16 protein-coding genes are annotated in these 14,552 nt (G+C 51.9%); 10 read left to right on the top strand and 6 right to left on the bottom strand.

What is annotated here, in order from left to right:
• Positions 1–57: 57 nt before the first annotated feature.
• Positions 58–252: a YdiH family protein gene (locus IM299_RS03025; RefSeq protein WP_003857766.1), complete on the top strand. Its 195-nt coding sequence runs from the start codon at positions 58–60 to the stop codon at positions 250–252.
• 50 nt (positions 253–302) lie between these two features.
• Here the strand turns inward: IM299_RS03025 and IM299_RS03020 are convergent, their stop codons facing one another.
• Together IM299_RS03020 and IM299_RS03015 are read right to left on the bottom strand one after the other, a co-directional pair.
• Positions 303–932, bottom strand: a complete 630-nt coding sequence (locus IM299_RS03020) for a helix-turn-helix domain-containing protein (RefSeq protein ID WP_048956247.1) — start codon at positions 930–932, stop codon at positions 303–305.
• Between the two features lie 69 nt (positions 933–1,001).
• Complete coding sequence (locus tag IM299_RS03015) at positions 1,002–1,661, bottom strand: helix-turn-helix domain-containing protein (protein ID WP_193357026.1); 660 nt, start codon at positions 1,659–1,661, stop codon at positions 1,002–1,004.
• Positions 1,662–2,080: 419 nt separating this feature from the next.
• Here IM299_RS03015 and IM299_RS03010 point away from each other — a divergent pair, with 419 nt between their 5' ends.
• The 6 genes from IM299_RS03010 to IM299_RS02985 all read left to right on the top strand — a co-directional run bounded on the left by IM299_RS03010 (position 2,081) and on the right by IM299_RS02985 (position 8,115).
• Positions 2,081–2,611 (top strand): fimbrial protein, encoded by a 531-nt coding sequence (locus IM299_RS03010; RefSeq protein WP_193357025.1) that lies wholly within the window; start codon positions 2,081–2,083, stop codon positions 2,609–2,611.
• Between the two features lie 80 nt (positions 2,612–2,691).
• Positions 2,692–3,369 (top strand): molecular chaperone, encoded by a 678-nt coding sequence (locus IM299_RS03005; RefSeq protein WP_126345701.1) that lies wholly within the window; start codon positions 2,692–2,694, stop codon positions 3,367–3,369.
• Positions 3,370–3,415: 46 nt separating this feature from the next.
• Entirely contained in the window at positions 3,416–5,944 is a 2,529-nt protein-coding gene (locus tag IM299_RS03000) for a fimbria/pilus outer membrane usher protein (RefSeq protein ID WP_193357062.1), read from the top strand.
• A 10-nt stretch (positions 5,945–5,954) separates the two neighbouring features.
• Positions 5,955–6,902 carry a fimbrial protein gene (locus tag IM299_RS02995; RefSeq protein WP_193357024.1) on the top strand — a complete coding sequence of 316 codons (948 nt, stop codon included), beginning with the start codon at positions 5,955–5,957 and terminating at the stop codon, positions 6,900–6,902.
• A gap of 10 nt (positions 6,903–6,912) precedes the next feature.
• Positions 6,913–7,425 (top strand): fimbrial protein, encoded by a 513-nt coding sequence (locus IM299_RS02990; RefSeq protein WP_075202918.1) that lies wholly within the window; start codon positions 6,913–6,915, stop codon positions 7,423–7,425.
• A gap of 51 nt (positions 7,426–7,476) precedes the next feature.
• Complete coding sequence (locus IM299_RS02985) at positions 7,477–8,115, top strand: LuxR C-terminal-related transcriptional regulator (protein ID WP_153656014.1); 639 nt, start codon at positions 7,477–7,479, stop codon at positions 8,113–8,115.
• A gap of 63 nt (positions 8,116–8,178) precedes the next feature.
• On the opposite strand, the gene fdhF is transcribed toward IM299_RS02985, so the two are convergent.
• From fdhF to ycgZ, 4 genes are all read right to left on the bottom strand, one after another.
• A complete protein-coding gene (gene fdhF, locus IM299_RS02980) occupies positions 8,179–10,329 on the bottom strand; it encodes a formate dehydrogenase subunit alpha (RefSeq protein ID WP_193357023.1) in 2,151 nt (716 codons plus the stop codon).
• A gap of 183 nt (positions 10,330–10,512) precedes the next feature.
• Positions 10,513–10,791 (bottom strand): biofilm development regulator YmgB/AriR family protein, encoded by a 279-nt coding sequence (locus tag IM299_RS02975; RefSeq protein ID WP_193357022.1) that lies wholly within the window; start codon positions 10,789–10,791, stop codon positions 10,513–10,515.
• Between the two features lie 29 nt (positions 10,792–10,820).
• Positions 10,821–11,141, bottom strand: coding sequence for a hypothetical protein (locus tag IM299_RS02970; RefSeq protein WP_193357021.1), 321 nt, complete (start codon positions 11,139–11,141; stop codon positions 10,821–10,823).
• Positions 11,142–11,145: 4 nt separating this feature from the next.
• The gene (gene ycgZ / locus IM299_RS02965) at positions 11,146–11,385 is read right to left on the bottom strand and encodes a regulatory protein YcgZ (protein ID WP_028012861.1); all 240 of its coding nucleotides are present in this window, start codon (positions 11,383–11,385) and stop codon (positions 11,146–11,148) included.
• Between the two features lie 340 nt (positions 11,386–11,725).
• On the opposite strand from ycgZ, the gene IM299_RS02960 reads away from it, so the two are divergent.
• From IM299_RS02960 to sufA, 3 genes are all read left to right on the top strand, one after another.
• Positions 11,726–12,946: a diguanylate phosphodiesterase gene (locus IM299_RS02960; protein ID WP_193357020.1), complete on the top strand. Its 1,221-nt coding sequence runs from the start codon at positions 11,726–11,728 to the stop codon at positions 12,944–12,946.
• A 188-nt stretch (positions 12,947–13,134) separates the two neighbouring features.
• A complete protein-coding gene (locus IM299_RS02955; RefSeq protein ID WP_059355055.1) occupies positions 13,135–13,863 on the top strand; it encodes a MerR family transcriptional regulator in 729 nt (242 codons plus the stop codon).
• A 313-nt stretch (positions 13,864–14,176) separates the two neighbouring features.
• Positions 14,177–14,545, top strand: coding sequence for a Fe-S cluster assembly scaffold SufA (gene sufA, locus IM299_RS02950; protein ID WP_041910386.1), 369 nt, complete (start codon positions 14,177–14,179; stop codon positions 14,543–14,545).
• Positions 14,546–14,552 lie beyond the last annotated feature (7 nt).

Genomic DNA, 14,552 nt, shown 5'->3' with positions numbered 1-14,552 from the left:
AAACTAGCCAGAATGTTGTGATATACTGGTCAGGATTTGTACATAAGCGAGGACATCATGGATACTGAAATAACCCCAACACAGCTGGCAATTGAATATTTACGTCGCGATAAGAGCAACCTGTCTCCGGCGCAGTACCTGAAAAAGCTGAAACAGCTTGAGCTGGAGTTCACGGATCTGCTGGCGCTCTCTTCGAATGAACTGAAAGAAGAGATCTACTTTGCCTGGCGGTTGGGCGTTCACGTCCATTGAGTGAGTGTTGTTGAACAGGCCGCGAGTGCGGCCTTTTTTGTGTCTGGAATTCAGTATCGGGCGGGAAGCTTGTTGATCCTGATGAGACGGCCTTCTTCTATTTCAATAAAGCCGCCGGTTTTTAAATCCGCCAGAATACGCATTACGCCGCTGCGGGAGAGCTGGGTTTTCTCCCTGATATACCTTTCCGCCGTCACGCTTTCGCGATAGCTTTCATCTTCATCCATCAGCTTTATCAACTGCTGGCGAATCATCTCGTACGCCGTCGGTGCGCCCTGCGGCATGACGTTGTTATACAGACGGTTGTATACAAACATAAGCTGTTTTGAGAGCAGCCCCCACAGCGCTTTTTCTTTAATAATCTCATTCACGCGCTCGGTGGTGAGCGTGCCGATCAGGCACGGGGTAACGGTCTTGAGATAATCATTGAAATAGATATCAGTGAGATTCGCGAGGCCGAAGAGGGCGGGGCTGCGGGCCGTAGAGAGCATCATATCGTCGCTTCTTCTGTAGATGGCGATCGTCCCCTCAAGAATTAAATAGCACATTCCCTGACCGTTGATTTGAAGGTCAAGCCGCTCGCCGCGAACGGTTCTTCGTGTTGTACATTCAGGCAGTAAATAAGAAATAAGCTCTTGTGCGTAGGGCGAGCCACGGTGAGACGTTTCTGGACGGGACATGGTAGCCGGTAACCTTAAAAATAACCTGGCTAATTATAGCGTTTCTCGCCGGGACAGGCACGGTGGCAATCAATATTTGCGTGGCAGATGGTGAATTTCAAGCAGCACGCCGCGCTCCATGGTGATGTACTTCCCGTTCCGCAGTTCCGCCAGGATTCGCATAATTCCGCTGCGCGAAAGATACGTCCGGCTTTTGATGTAGGCCGCTGCCGTTGTATTTTGCCGTACGGCGTCCGGCTCCTGCATCAGTTCAACAAGCTGGAAGCGGATGATATCGTAAGCGGACATTTGCGATATTTGTGCGCAATGCTCGTACACACGCGAGGCGGTATAAATAAGCAGCCTGGAGAAGTGTTCCCATAAATCGTGCTGCGACACAATTTGATTGAAACTCTCCAGCGACACGCGTGCGATCTCGGCGGTCTCCAGCGCCCGGACGTACAGGTGCTCAGAGGAAAACTGGCTGCTGACGCCCAGAATAAACGGCGCAGATTCAGAATTTAACACAATGCCGTCGCCGCGACGATGAAGCGCTACGCTGCCCTGAATAAGCATAAAGCACTGTCGGACATCATCTTTATAATAATGCACCGTCTCCCCCCGGCTGATGATCATTCTGCTGGCCGCGGGCAACACGTGCTTAATCAGCGCGTCTATGTGGGCGAAAGGCTTTAAATCCAGAACGGAGAGCTGGTAATTATCCAGTGGGGTAGACAAGCGTGTATTCATTAAGATACCTCACATCGACTTCGTATGTGATCAAATTTTGATCTGCGAAAAGAATTATCTTAAAAATGAAGAGCTCAGGGAATATTCCGACGAGGTCTAAAAGTAGACCCTCCTGTCCTTGAGGACTAACCTGCTGAATAAAAACAAAAAGCCGGCCGAGTCTAATAATAGACCTTCATTATAAAAGATGAGATTTTCCTGTAGTAGATGTTGATTTTTCGTTAAATCAGAGTCCAGAGCTAGACCATCTAAAAGTTGTATTCATTAAAATGATTATATAAATTTTAACCAGTCAGTCAGGAAGGCCTTAAGCCATCCAGCGAAAAATAAAAGAACCCTTAGCGATTCTTTTATCGGTCTTCTGCTGCTTGAATTTCAATAATAAATAAAGTTATCCCGTGAACAGGAAAATGAACATTATGAAAAAGAGTATTATTTTAGCGATGGTTGCGACGGGTTCAGCATTAATGATGGGCAATGTTCTCGCCGCCGCAGGAACCGTTAATTTTAATGGTAACATCCTGGATTCAGCCTGCGACGTGGCGGTTGCTTCTCAAAACCAGGTGGTCGTATTAGGCGATTATTATAAAACAGAATTCCCGACGACGGGTTCCAGAACGGCGGCAACGAAATTCGATATTATTCTGAAGAACTGCCCGGTTACGGTCACCAGTGCTAAAGTTCGTTTTGACGGTACGCCCGATCTGTCTAATGCCGATCTGCTGGCGATTGATACATCTGTCGCCGGGGCGGCAACGGGTGTTGCCATTAATTTGATGACCGCTGATAAAGACGATCTGCCATTGCACGGCAGCAACGGCTACAACTATGTACTGAGCAGCACTGCTGACAATACGCTGAATTTCTACGCACAGTATATTTCAACGGCGGCATCGGTAACGGCCGGTCCTGCCAACTCCGTCGCTAACTTCTCCGTTGTTTACAACTAGTCATTAAGCAGAACAAGAGTCAGCTCCGCGAGGCGCTGCGCGGGGGGCATAAACTGCCCCCTTGTTTTAAGAGGTCCAAAATGAATTTTATTAGCAAAACCCTGCTGAGTGCGGCGGTTATTACTGTATCTGTTTCGCACGCTTATGCCGGGGTTATTATTGGTGGCACTCGCGTAATTTTTGATGGCGGGAAAAAAGAGGCATCCATCAGTGTAAACAATGCGGATACCGCCCCTTATTTAATCCAGTCCTGGGTCGACATGCCAGAGGGTAATGCTAATAAAGCACCTTTTATCGTCACGCCACCTTTGTACAGACTGAACGGCGGCCAGCAAAATATTGAACGGATTTTACTCTCCGGCTCACTGCCGCAGGATAAAGAAAGCCTCTTCTGGTTAAATATTAAAGCGATACCTTCAGCGAGCAAACAGGCAAACTCGTTACAAATTGCCGTTAAAACACGTATTAAGCTTATTTATCGCCCGACAAGCCTGAAGGCGTCAACACCGGAAGAACAGGCGAATAAATTAACCTGGTCCCGGAGCGGAAACAACCTTCAGGTCACAAATCCTACACCGTATGTGATCAACTTTAATGAAATAAGCGTCGGCGGTAAAAAGCTGGAGGATGTTTCCTGGGTGGCACCTGGCGCAGTGGCAGCATTTCGCTTACCGCCAGGCGTTAATGGCAATCAGATCGTATTTAAAGTGATTAACGATTATGGCAGCCCGGGAATAATACATCAGGCCAGCTTTTAGTTCCTGAGAAAAGTGGCATCCGCAATATCGAGTCAGGTTTATGATGATGGCAACAAGCAATATAAAAATGCAGCCCGCGCGTCTGGCAATGTGTATTGCCTTTGCGCTGGCGAATGCAGTCCCCGTGGTTAATGCCCGTGATTCCTTTAACGCCGAACTGGTGGAGCTGGATAATCCGGGAATGGCTAAAGCCGATTTATCTGCATTTGAATCAGGTTCGCAGGCACCTGGGAAATATCATGTTGACATCATCCTCGACGACCAGCTTATTGAGACCAGCGATATTGATTTTGTTGCCGGGAAAGATGGGCTGGAAAACGATAGCCTGCAGCCCTGCCTGAGCATGGATCAGCTAAAAAAATGGGGCGTTAAAACGGCGCTGTTCCCCAACCTGGTGGTTGAAAGCACCTCCTGCGTCAACCTCCAGGCAATTCCTCAAGCCACTGCGGATTTTCAGTTTGGCGCACAGCGGCTTGTTATCAGCATTCCCCAGGCCGCGATCGACCTGCCTGCGAGAGGGTATGTCCCGCCAGAACAGTGGGACGAGGGGATCGCCGCTGCGATGCTCAACTACAGCCTGAGCGGAGCCAACAGCTGGGCGAAACAGAGCGAGAGTAAAAACAGCAGCAGTCAGTATGCCAACTTACGTCCAGGCCTCAACGTTGGGCCATGGCGACTGCGCAACTACACCACCTGGTCGCGTGATGAGAACGGTCAGGACAAATGGGATACCGTCTACACCTATGCACAGCGGGCCATTATTCCGCTCAAGGCGGAGCTCACGCTGGGCGATAGCTCCGCGCCCGCCGACGTGTTCGACAGTATACCGTTTCGCGGCGGACAGCTGGCTTCCGATGACGACATGCTCCCGGATTCGCTCAAAGGCTACGCGCCCGTCGTGCGTGGGATTGCGCGTACGAACGCTCAGGTCATTGTTCGCCAGAATGGCTATCAGATTTACCAGACCTATGTCGCGCCCGGCGCCTTTGAAATTACCGATATGTATCCCACCGGCGGGGCAGGCGATCTGGACGTCACCATTAAGGAAGCTGACGGCAGCGAGCAGCATTTCACCCTGCCTTATGCCTCATTACCGGTTTTGCAGCGCGAAGGGCGCCTTAAGTATGCGGTGACCGGAGGGCAGTATCGTTCTTACAGCAGCAGCGTGGATAAGACCCCGTTTGGCCAAATCACGGGGATTTATGGTCTGCCATATGGCCTCACGCTCTATGGCGGGCTGCAGGAGTCGAGCAAATATCAGTCGATCGCCACCGGGATCGGGAAAAACATGGGGGATTTCGGCGCGATTTCGGCGGACATGACCCAGGCCTGGTCAACCCCGCAGGGGGAAGAAAAATCCAACGGGCAGTCCTGGCGTGCGCGTTACAGCAAGAACTTTATCGGGACAGGGACCCAATTTTCGATTGCGGGCTACCGCTATTCGACCAGCGGTTACTACGGCATGCAGGAGATCCTTGATTCCTGGGGAGACAGCTCTGCGCTCCAGGACCGTCGTCGTAACCGTGCCGAGCTCACGATGAGCCAGACGTTGGGCAGCAATCTTGGCTCGCTGACGCTGAGCGCGGTCCGTGAAGATTACTGGAATTCGGGCAAAAGGATGGCGTCTTACAGCCTGGGTTACAACAACTACTGGCACAACATTAGCTACGGACTCACCTGGACTTACAGTAAAAACGGCAGCGCGGGCTCATATGACGGCAATAAACGCGACGACAACGATCAGCTGCTGGCCTTTAACGTCAGCATTCCGCTTGAAAAATTCCTGCCGCAGACCTGGGCTAACTATAGCGTGAGCGCCAGCAAGAATAACGGCACCACGCAGAACATTGGTCTGAACGGCGTGGCGCTGGAAAACCATGGGCTGAACTGGAACGTGCAGCAAGGGTATGGGTCGGACGGCGTTGGCTATACGGGCAACATGAACGGGGATTACAGGGGCACGTACGGCGAAGTGACGGCGGGCTATAGCTACGACAAAAACAGCGATCGTCTTAACTATGGTTTGCAGGGGGGCATTCTTGCTCACAGAGAGGGGATTACGCTTTCTCAGCCTCTGGGGGAGACCAATGTTCTGATTAGCGCACCGGGCGCGCATGACGTAGATATCCGTAATCAGCCGGGGGCAAAAACAGATTTCCGGGGATATACGGTGGTCAGTAACCTTTCCGCGTACCGTAAAAATGACATCACGCTTGCCCCGGAAAGTATGCCGGATGACGTTGAGCTGGATATTAATACCCGCACGGTAACGCCGACGCGCGGTGCGATCGTCCTGGCCGACTATAAGGCGAAAGTGGGAAGGCGGGCATTATTCACGTTAATGCATAACGGCCATTTTGTTCCCTTTGGCGCAATCGTGAGCCTGAAAGGCAGCGACAACAGCAGCTTTATTGTTGGCGACAAAGGGCAAGTCTATCTCACTGGCCTGGATTCGGAGGGGACAGTATTCGTTACGTGGGGAGTGGAAAGCGATCGGCAGTGCCGCGCGCCGTTCCGGCTTTCGCCGCAATCTTCGGCAGGCGGAATTACTGAAATTAACGTCACTTGTATTTAGGGTTTTTAAAATGCGCATACTTAACATCCTGTTCCTGCTGTGTATCACCGCTGCCTGGAATAGTGCCCATGCAGGAACCTGCACAACGATTACGCCACAGGAATCCACTTTGTCCATCGGCACAATTACGGTGCAGCGTGATGTCGCGGTTGGCACGGTATTATTTTCAAAAAATGCGTCGGTCACCGGGTCCTATTTAAGCGGCTGTACCAATCCGTTAATGCTCGGGTTTAGCATGCGGTACCTTAATGCAACGCCGAGTACTTACGGTAATCACGTTTATAACACCAATGTAAGCGGTATTGGCGTGCGCTTTTCATCAGGTAATTATTTTGAAAACCCGACCTATACCTTTTCTTATAACGCGCAGACAAGTTATGTCGAATGGTGGGGCGGTAAAATAGAACTTGTCGTTACCGGCCCCGTTGCCTCTGGCTCGCTGACGCCCGGCGTACTGGGTGTCGTTATGCTGCATGGGAGCGATGGTGTGTATCGCGATAGCCTTACGACGACGCTTCTGGACGGGACCATCAACGTGCTGGCCTGCAGCATAACGACGCCTCAGCTGACGTTTCCCATCGGCGATATTTCTGCCGCGACGTTTGGCTCAACGGTCGGAACCACGCCGACGGGCGCTCAGAATACGCAAAACCTGGGTCTGAACTGCGGCCCGGGGGCAAACGTCAACGTTTCGCTCAGCGGCATTCAGAACCCGGACGTAGCAACAACGAGCGTGCTCGCGCTGACAGGGCAGGGTAATACCGGCACGGCGAAAGGGGTTGGCGTTCAGCTGCTCTATAACGGTACGCCTCTCTCGTTAAATACCCGTCTGCCGTTAAATGCCGCCGCGGGTGGGCAGCAGGCATTTCCATTAACAGCGCGTTATTACCAGACCCAAACGACGGTTGAACCCGGTACTGCCAATGCGTCTGCAACCTTAAATTTGACGTATCAGTAAAGGATAAATGATGAATATTCTGCGCACGGCAGCGCTTGCCGCCATATTAGTAAGCTGCAATACCTTTGCGACGGACAGCGTTAGCGTCAGCGTTACCGGAAATATTGTGGCCTCTCCCTGTATCTTTAATGGGGGAAATAACAGTCTGGATATCAACCTTGGCAATATTCAGGCATCCAATATGGCTACGCCGGGGTCATCGTCCGATCCTGTGCCGTTTAACCTGCTGTTTACCCAGTGTCCGACAGGGACGCGCAGCGTGACGGTCTCCTTTACCGGAAACCCCGATCCGGTCGCCGGGGCGGATTACTACATGAACAGCGGTTCGGCCACGAACGTCGCGATTGCGATGAGTGAGGCCGCAACGGGTGCAATGAAGGGAACCGGAACAAGTATTACACAAACTATTGCAGCAGACAGAACCGCAACGATGGCCATGCTGGCATCGGTCAGATCTTCCACGGGCGGCGCAACGCCGGGGAGCATCAGTGCCGTCGTCGTCATGACGATGCAGTACAACTAATCAGTCCATGGGTTGATATTTCTTAATGATTGACGGATGTCGGTAACGGTAATGTTGAATATTCTGATAAAAGAGACAGATTCATTTTTTCGAGATGGCCTAAAGCGTTTTCTGGGGGAGTTCTTCTTACATAATTTCAGACACCAGCTTCATTTTGAGGTTGAACTTACGCCGGAAAATGTCAGCGTTGCGGATATCATTTTTCTCTCTTTATGCCAGGGGGAAACGTTAACCTGTTATCCCGAGCTACAGGCGCGGAAAAAAGGGATTGTGATCGGCCTGGTTGATGATGAGCAGCGTTTCTCGGCATTTCCCTCCTGTTTTCAGGATATGATTTTTATCTCTCGCCGGGCCTCGCTCGATCGGATCGGTGAGGCGCTCTTTATCGCATGGTATCGCACGCAATTACCGGGCTATCGCTGGAAGAATAAAAGCTGCTACGAATGCCAGCACAAAATATTATCGCCGCAGCAGATTCGCGTTATGGTCAATTTTTACCGCGGGTTATCGGTAGGGCAGATTGCGAATAAACTAAACACCAGTGATAAAACCATTTTTACGCATAAATATCTGCTGATGCAGAAATTCGATCTGCGCAGCGATTTTGAACTTATGGCCTTGATTCACCGGATGGTAGAGAAAAATGCCTGTCCGAACCGGCTGCGTGACTATCTGATTAACAGCTTATAACCAGCAATAACGCGAAAGCGTGGCGCTGTTGCCGGGTGGTGCTGACGCCACCCGGCAGGTGCATCAGACGTTCACGGCATTGATCAACCGCGTTTTCATCGTCTGGTAAGACGACGCAGCAAATTCCTCCGCCCAGCGCTGATCCTCAATGGCCTCCAGCTGCACCGCACAATATTTTGTTTCCGGGGTTTTCGAGATGGGGTCGAGATTATCCTGCGTCAGCTCGTTGCAGGCCCCGATCCACCACTGATAGGTCATATAGACAGCGCCCGCGTTGATGCGCTCGCTAATGCTGGCGCGGGTGATCACTTTACCCCGGCGCGAACGTACCCAGACCAGTTGACCGTCGCTAATACCTAGTCTGTCCGCATCGGCAGGATTCACCTGCACCCGTCCCGGCTCATCGGCGAGGCTTTGCAGCGCGGCGCAGTTACCCGTCATCGAGCGGCAGGAGTAGTGCCCAACTTCGCGTACCGTGCAGAGTACCAGCGGATAATCATCATCGGGCGTTTCGGCCGGCGCGCGCCACGGTGCGGCAAAGAGCTGCCCTTTACCGCTCGGGGTATCGAACTGATTATCTTTGTACAGGTACGGCGTGCCGGGGTGATCGAGCGTCGGGCACGGCCACTGCACGTGGCCCATCTCGCCCATTTTTTCATACGTCACGCCGTAGAAGAGCGGGCACAGCTCGCGCATTTCATCCCAGATCTGCTGGTTATCGTCGTAATGCATCGGATAGCCCATCTCGGTGGCGAGCAGGCTGACGATCTCCCAGTCGCGCTTCACGTTGCCTTTGGCCTCAATAGCCTGGCCAAAACGCTGGAAACCCCGGTCGGCACAGGTAAAGACGCCGCCGTGTTCGCCCCATGAGGTGGCAGGGAGCAGAACGTCCGCCACTTCCGCCGTTTTGGTCATAAAGATGTCCTGAACCACGACAAAATCGAGCGCCTCGAAACCGCTGCGGACCAGGCCGAGATCGGCTTCCGTCTGCAGCGGATCTTCCCCCATGATGTAATAGGCTTTGACCTTGCCTTCCAGCGCAAGGTGAGGCACCTCGGTAATGCGCGTCCCGACGCGATCGTCCATGTTATTCACGTCGATCCCCCAGGCATCGGCGAACTTCTGCCGGATAGCCGGATCGGTCACATCCTGATAGCCGGGGAACATATTCGGCAGAACGCCCATATCGCAGGCGCCCTGAACATTGTTTTGTCCGCGCACGGGACCGACACCGACGGCAGGGCGGCCGAGGTTGCCGGTCAGCAGTGCCAGGCTGGAAAGCCCTTTGACGACATCGACGGCCTGGCCAAACTGGGTCACGCCCATTCCCCACATTACGGTGGCGGAAGGGGCCGCCGCGAAGGTGCGCATTGCCTGACGAACGTCGCGGGCGGGGATGCCGGTGAGGTGTTCTACGCGCTCAGGGGCATACTCTTTCACCGTCTGCCGATAGGCCTCAAGTCCTTCGGTAAACCGCGCGACGTAGTTCTTGTCGTACAGCTCTTCTTCCAGAAGCACATAGCCAAAGGCGTTCACCAGCGCCATGTTGCTACCGTTCTTCAATTGCAGATGCTGATCGGCAATGCGCGCCGTTTCGATGCGGCGCGGGTCGCAGACGATGATTTTCGCGCCGTTTTCACGGGCTTTTAGCACGCGCCGGGCGACGATAGGGTGGGAGTCTGCGCAGTTATAGCCAAATACCAGCAGGCATTTGGAGTGTTCAATATCGTTGATAGAGTTGCTCATTGCACCGTTGCCGAGGGTCTCCTGAAGTCCGGCGACGGAAGGACCGTGACAAACGCGCGCGCAGCAGTCGACGTTGTTGGTGTGCAGCACCGCGCGGGCAAATTTTTGCATCACGTAGTTGGTTTCATTCCCGGTACCGCGCGACGACCCGGTGGTCATAATCGAACGCGGGCCGAACTGGGCTTTAATGCTGCTGAGCTTCCGGGCGGTGTAGCGGATCGCCTCTTCCCAGGTCACGGGAGTGAATGTCTCTCCCTTGCGGTAGCGGATCATCGGCTGGGTCAGGCGTGGGGTGAGCAGGCGGGTATCGTTAAGAAAGTCCCAGCCGTAAAATCCTTTCAGGCATAGCGTGCCCTGGTTTGTGGCCCCCTCTGCCGCTTCGGCACGAATGATACGGTTATTCTCAACGACAAGGTTTAGTTTGCAGCCTGCACCACAGTAAGGGCAGACGCTGGCGATTTTTTTCATCAATAACAGACCTGTTAAGAAATGAAGCAAAATGACTGGTAAGCCCAGTCCCGTAACAGGGAGTAAGCAGAAACCATGCCATCTTTATAACGCTTCTTTACAGGGGGTTATGAAGAGAGGGGGGTGTCATCGTCAGCCTGTTCGACAATTCTGACGATGACACGATCGCTGAATGCAGGGCGTTTAAACGTCATCCATGGTGTGGCCCACCACGATTTCCAGCGTCTTGCGAATAACATCCGCCTGCACAACGTCTCTGGTCGCTTCCAGCGTCTGAATGAGCCACAGGATGATCGCTTTATTGGAAATATGACCTTCAGAGGCCAGAACACAGCGTACTGCAGTAGAAAAAATAGCGGACTCTTCAGCAAAACGATCGCCTGCGTGGCGGAAATATTCCGCCAGCGCACTGTCTAAAAAAGCAGAGTGGTATTCGGGTTGAAGCTGAATATTTTGTCTCATTTGTTCTCACCGTAGCTGTTAAAATGCAGTCAATGTATTTTTTTGGGATCGGACGGCTTTCCCTTTCCAAACAACGACACAACATTGCCTCTGTTATCATTGAGAGGTCCCTCTCTGCTTATTCGTCCTTGCGCGGTTCTGCGACGTTTTAATCCGAGGCTTTTTGATCCGATATCGGCAATCGCCTTCGCCAGTGTCTCCCGCCGCCGGGGATTCTTTTCATGAGTTTTCATCTGCCGCAGACGCTGAACCAGAGCTTCAGTTGTAACGGGGCCACGCTCTCTCAAAAGAGAAAGAACGGCTTCGCCAATCAGCTGATCGGCCAGTTTGTCTGCGTCACTGCGGTTCATCACGTTATCGTTCGAAGAGCAAGCCAAGCAGCATATGGTAATGCTGTTCCTCTTCGGGGCCCTCGGCCCTTTCAAGGCGACTTAACAGTTTGGTACAGAGCGATTTGCGATTGAGATTTCGCCCGTCGCTAAGGATCTCAACAACGACCTGACCCAGCGTTTCCTGTTGGGTGGGAAGCGTGGCTTTTTCGAAGTACTGTGCGATCGCTGCTGCGGAATCTGCGACGTAACCTTTCTGCTGCATGTTTCGCTCCTGTAAAATTTTGTAATCAGTAACGTTACATTTAAGGTATACACTTTTTCTAAATCTGTACATTAAAAATGTACAGATTTTTAATAAAATCAGGATATATTTGATAAATGCTCTATTTTTCAATTGCTTGTTTGTTGTTCATGAAACGGTAATGCTACAGAATATATTGTACAAAACGCACGGCCGCTGTTAAGTTGTACAACACTTGTGAGAGTGCCATTAACGGGCGTAAATGATTGAGATGTAAATTATTTGTGAGGCAATTAATGTGCTATAAGAGAAGTCTCTCCACATGTTTTTGTGATCAAAACCCTTAACCCCCAGGAATCGCATGCTTACAACCATCATTTACCGCAGTCATATCTGCGAGGACGTTCCAGTGAAAGCACTGGAAGCTATGGTCGCTGCTGCAAATAATAAAAACCGGCAAGCCAACGTCACGGGGATCTTGCTGTTTAACGGCACACATTTTTTTCAGTTGCTTGAGGGGCCAGTGGAGCATGTTTCTGCTATTTATGAGGAGATCTGCAACGACCCGCGACACCATAACGTAGTCGAGCTGATGCGCGATCACGGCCCCGTCCGGCGTTTTGGCAAGGTGGGGATGGAGCTTTTTGATTTGCGCCAGTTCGACAGGAACGAGGTGCTGCAACAGGTGCTGAACAAGGGAACAACACGCTATCAGCTGACTTACAATGACCGTCCGCTGCAGTTTTTCCGTACCTTTGTCGAGGCCACGGAAAAAGCGAACTATTTTGAACTGCCGCCTGCGGATTCCTGGGAGTTCGTTCGCGAAGAAACACGCTTGTCAGCGCAACCCGAGGTGGTCGCGAAAGGAGCGGATTGCAGCTTTGCTTTCCAGCCGATAGTTGATCCGTTTATGCAGCAGGTTGTCTCCTGGGAGGCGCTTCTGCGCACCCCGTCCGGCGACTCGCCGGGGGCCTATTTCGCCAGCCTTACGCATGATGAAGTTTACGCGTCTGATTTGCAGAGCAAGCAGGTGGCGCTCTCGATGGCCAGCGCGCTAGGGTTACAGGATCAGACGTTATCCCTTAACCTGCTGCCTATGACGCTGGTTAACATTCCCAATGCGGTGGACTTTCTGCTCACCGCAATTGAAGCAAACGGTTTTGTACCTGAACAGATCGTGGTGGAGTTCACCGAGAGCGAAGCCATTTCACGTTTTGAAGAATTCACGGATTCAGTCAGACAGCTAAAAAGTGCAGGCATCAGCGTGACGATCGATCACTTTGGTGCCGGCTTTGCGGGACTACAGCTACTGGCCCAATTCCAGCCCGACAGAATTAAGATTAATCGCGATCTCGTCGCGAACGTGCACAAAAGTGGCCCTCGACAGGCCATTATTCAGGCGATTATCAAATGCTGTTCCTCGCTTGAAATTCAGTTCTGCGCGGTCGGCGTGGAGAAGGCAGAAGAGTGGATGTGGCTGGAATCTGCGGGGATTTCCCAGTTCCAGGGGCATCTTTTTGCCAGCCCCCGGCATGGCGGAATTCCGGCGATTGCATGGCCGGAGAAGAAATTCGATTTTTGATAAAGCTGTACAAAATTCGGCAGACTTAGCTGTACGAGAAGCAAATTTTAGACAACAATGTATTAACAGGTGAAGGGAGAACTACCCCTTTCACCTGTGCAAAATGCGGTCTTAGTTATACAAATGGTTTGTACAATCTGATAAGGTTGGTGTAGTTAGGTATGGAAGTTCTGAGCGTGAGGGAGTTAATGGCCTATTACAGTATCGGCGAAGTGGCCGAACGATGCGGTATCAACCCCGTTACGCTGCGTGCCTGGCAGCGACGTTATGGATTGTTGAAGCCGCAGCGCAGCGAAGGGGGTCATCGTCAGTTTGACGATGAAGATATCCTGCGTATTGAAGAGATCAAACGCCTGATGAAAAGCGGCGTTTCGGTCGGAAAAGTAAAAGCTTTGCTGGAAAATAAAGAAGTCCTGACTCAGGGTAATTGGGTCTCGTTCCAGGAAGAGATGATGACCGTTTTGCGTTATGCCAGCCCGGCAAAGCTGCGTGCCAAAATCGGCGAATTCCGCCGCAATCACGCCATGGATGCGCTGATTGATAACATCATTTCCCCCGTCCGCCAGCGAATGAATCAGGATCAAAATACTGTACGCCACATGGCGAGCATGCTTGACGGCGTCCTGATTGAATTCGCGGTTCTAAGCCTGGCGGAGTCGCGCAAGAAAGCGGGTAAAGATGCGTTGCTTATCGGCTGGGAATGCGATGACCGCACCCATCTTTGGCTTGAAGCCGCGCGGCTGGCGCAGCAAGGCTGGCACATTGACGTGCTGGCGGACCCGATTGATTCTCCGCGTCCTGAACTTTTCCCGGGGCAAAAAATCTTCGTCTGGACGGGAAAAACGCCAACACCGCGTCAGCAGGAACAGCTGGATCACTGGCGTGAGCAGGGTTTTAGCGTTTCATTTCACCAATAATAATCAGAGGCCTTGAGGGCCTTTTATTGTTTTAGACACTTCCAGAACAAAAGCTATCTCAAAAATAGGCATTTCCGATACATATTTTACTTTTCCTCTCTTCACTGTTTTCTCCAACAGATAATCCATTAATTTTCAAAGTATTGAACAATTAAATCCATCCCGCCCGCATCTTCTGACAGGGTCTATGCTTAATAAAAGTAGACAAAAAGGGCGGTTTAGCCGAATGCCCCTGCTGACAGAGGGTTGAAGTGATAATCGTTATCACTAACATGGTGTTATGCCCTGATGGCTAATCAGATGAGGTGGACCTATGGAACTGCATTCAGAAACCTTCAATCCTGCCGATTTCGCCTGGCGAGGATTAACGCTCACGCCTGCGGCGGCGGCGCATATCCACGAGCTGGTGGCAAAAAATCCCGACATTCTCGGCGTGCGCTTAGGCGTTAAGCAGACCGGCTGCGCGGGCTTTGGCTACGTGCTGGATACCGTCACCGCACCGGAAAAGGATGACCTGGTGTTTGAAACCGATGGCGCAAAGCTGTACGTCGCGCTGCAGGCTATGCCGTTTATCGATGGAACCGAAGTGGATTACGTGCGGGAAGGTTTAAACCAGTTATTCAAATTTCATAACCCGAAAGCCCAGAACGAATGCGGCTGCGGCGAAAGCTTTGGGGTATAGGCGGTAC

The organism is Enterobacter cloacae complex sp. P47BA (assembly GCF_014930485.1).
GTDB lineage: Bacteria > Pseudomonadota > Gammaproteobacteria > Enterobacterales > Enterobacteriaceae > Enterobacter > Enterobacter bugandensis.
This window is presented reverse-complemented; position numbering and strand designations above follow the sequence as displayed.

Excerpts from the sequence above, each read along its gene's own strand:
- IM299_RS03025 (WP_003857766.1), top strand. The coding sequence starts at position 58 with ATGGATACTGAAATAACCCCAACACAGCTGGCAATTGAATATTTACGT.
- IM299_RS03020 (WP_048956247.1), bottom strand. The coding sequence starts at position 932 with ATGTCCCGTCCAGAAACGTCTCACCGTGGCTCGCCCTACGCACAAGAG.
- IM299_RS03015 (WP_193357026.1), bottom strand. The coding sequence starts at position 1,661 with ATGAATACACGCTTGTCTACCCCACTGGATAATTACCAGCTCTCCGTT.
- IM299_RS03010 (WP_193357025.1), top strand. The coding sequence starts at position 2,081 with ATGAAAAAGAGTATTATTTTAGCGATGGTTGCGACGGGTTCAGCATTA.
- IM299_RS03005 (WP_126345701.1), top strand. The coding sequence starts at position 2,692 with ATGAATTTTATTAGCAAAACCCTGCTGAGTGCGGCGGTTATTACTGTA.
- IM299_RS03000 (WP_193357062.1), top strand. The coding sequence starts at position 3,416 with ATGGCAACAAGCAATATAAAAATGCAGCCCGCGCGTCTGGCAATGTGT.
- IM299_RS02995 (WP_193357024.1), top strand. The coding sequence starts at position 5,955 with ATGCGCATACTTAACATCCTGTTCCTGCTGTGTATCACCGCTGCCTGG.
- IM299_RS02990 (WP_075202918.1), top strand. The coding sequence starts at position 6,913 with ATGAATATTCTGCGCACGGCAGCGCTTGCCGCCATATTAGTAAGCTGC.
- IM299_RS02985 (WP_153656014.1), top strand. The coding sequence starts at position 7,477 with ATGTTGAATATTCTGATAAAAGAGACAGATTCATTTTTTCGAGATGGC.
- fdhF (WP_193357023.1), bottom strand. The coding sequence starts at position 10,329 with ATGAAAAAAATCGCCAGCGTCTGCCCTTACTGTGGTGCAGGCTGCAAA.
- IM299_RS02975 (WP_193357022.1), bottom strand. The coding sequence starts at position 10,791 with ATGAGACAAAATATTCAGCTTCAACCCGAATACCACTCTGCTTTTTTA.
- IM299_RS02970 (WP_193357021.1), bottom strand. The coding sequence starts at position 11,141 with ATGAACCGCAGTGACGCAGACAAACTGGCCGATCAGCTGATTGGCGAA.
- ycgZ (WP_028012861.1), bottom strand. The coding sequence starts at position 11,385 with ATGCAGCAGAAAGGTTACGTCGCAGATTCCGCAGCAGCGATCGCACAG.
- IM299_RS02960 (WP_193357020.1), top strand. The coding sequence starts at position 11,726 with ATGCTTACAACCATCATTTACCGCAGTCATATCTGCGAGGACGTTCCA.
- IM299_RS02955 (WP_059355055.1), top strand. The coding sequence starts at position 13,135 with ATGGCCTATTACAGTATCGGCGAAGTGGCCGAACGATGCGGTATCAAC.
- sufA (WP_041910386.1), top strand. The coding sequence starts at position 14,177 with ATGGAACTGCATTCAGAAACCTTCAATCCTGCCGATTTCGCCTGGCGA.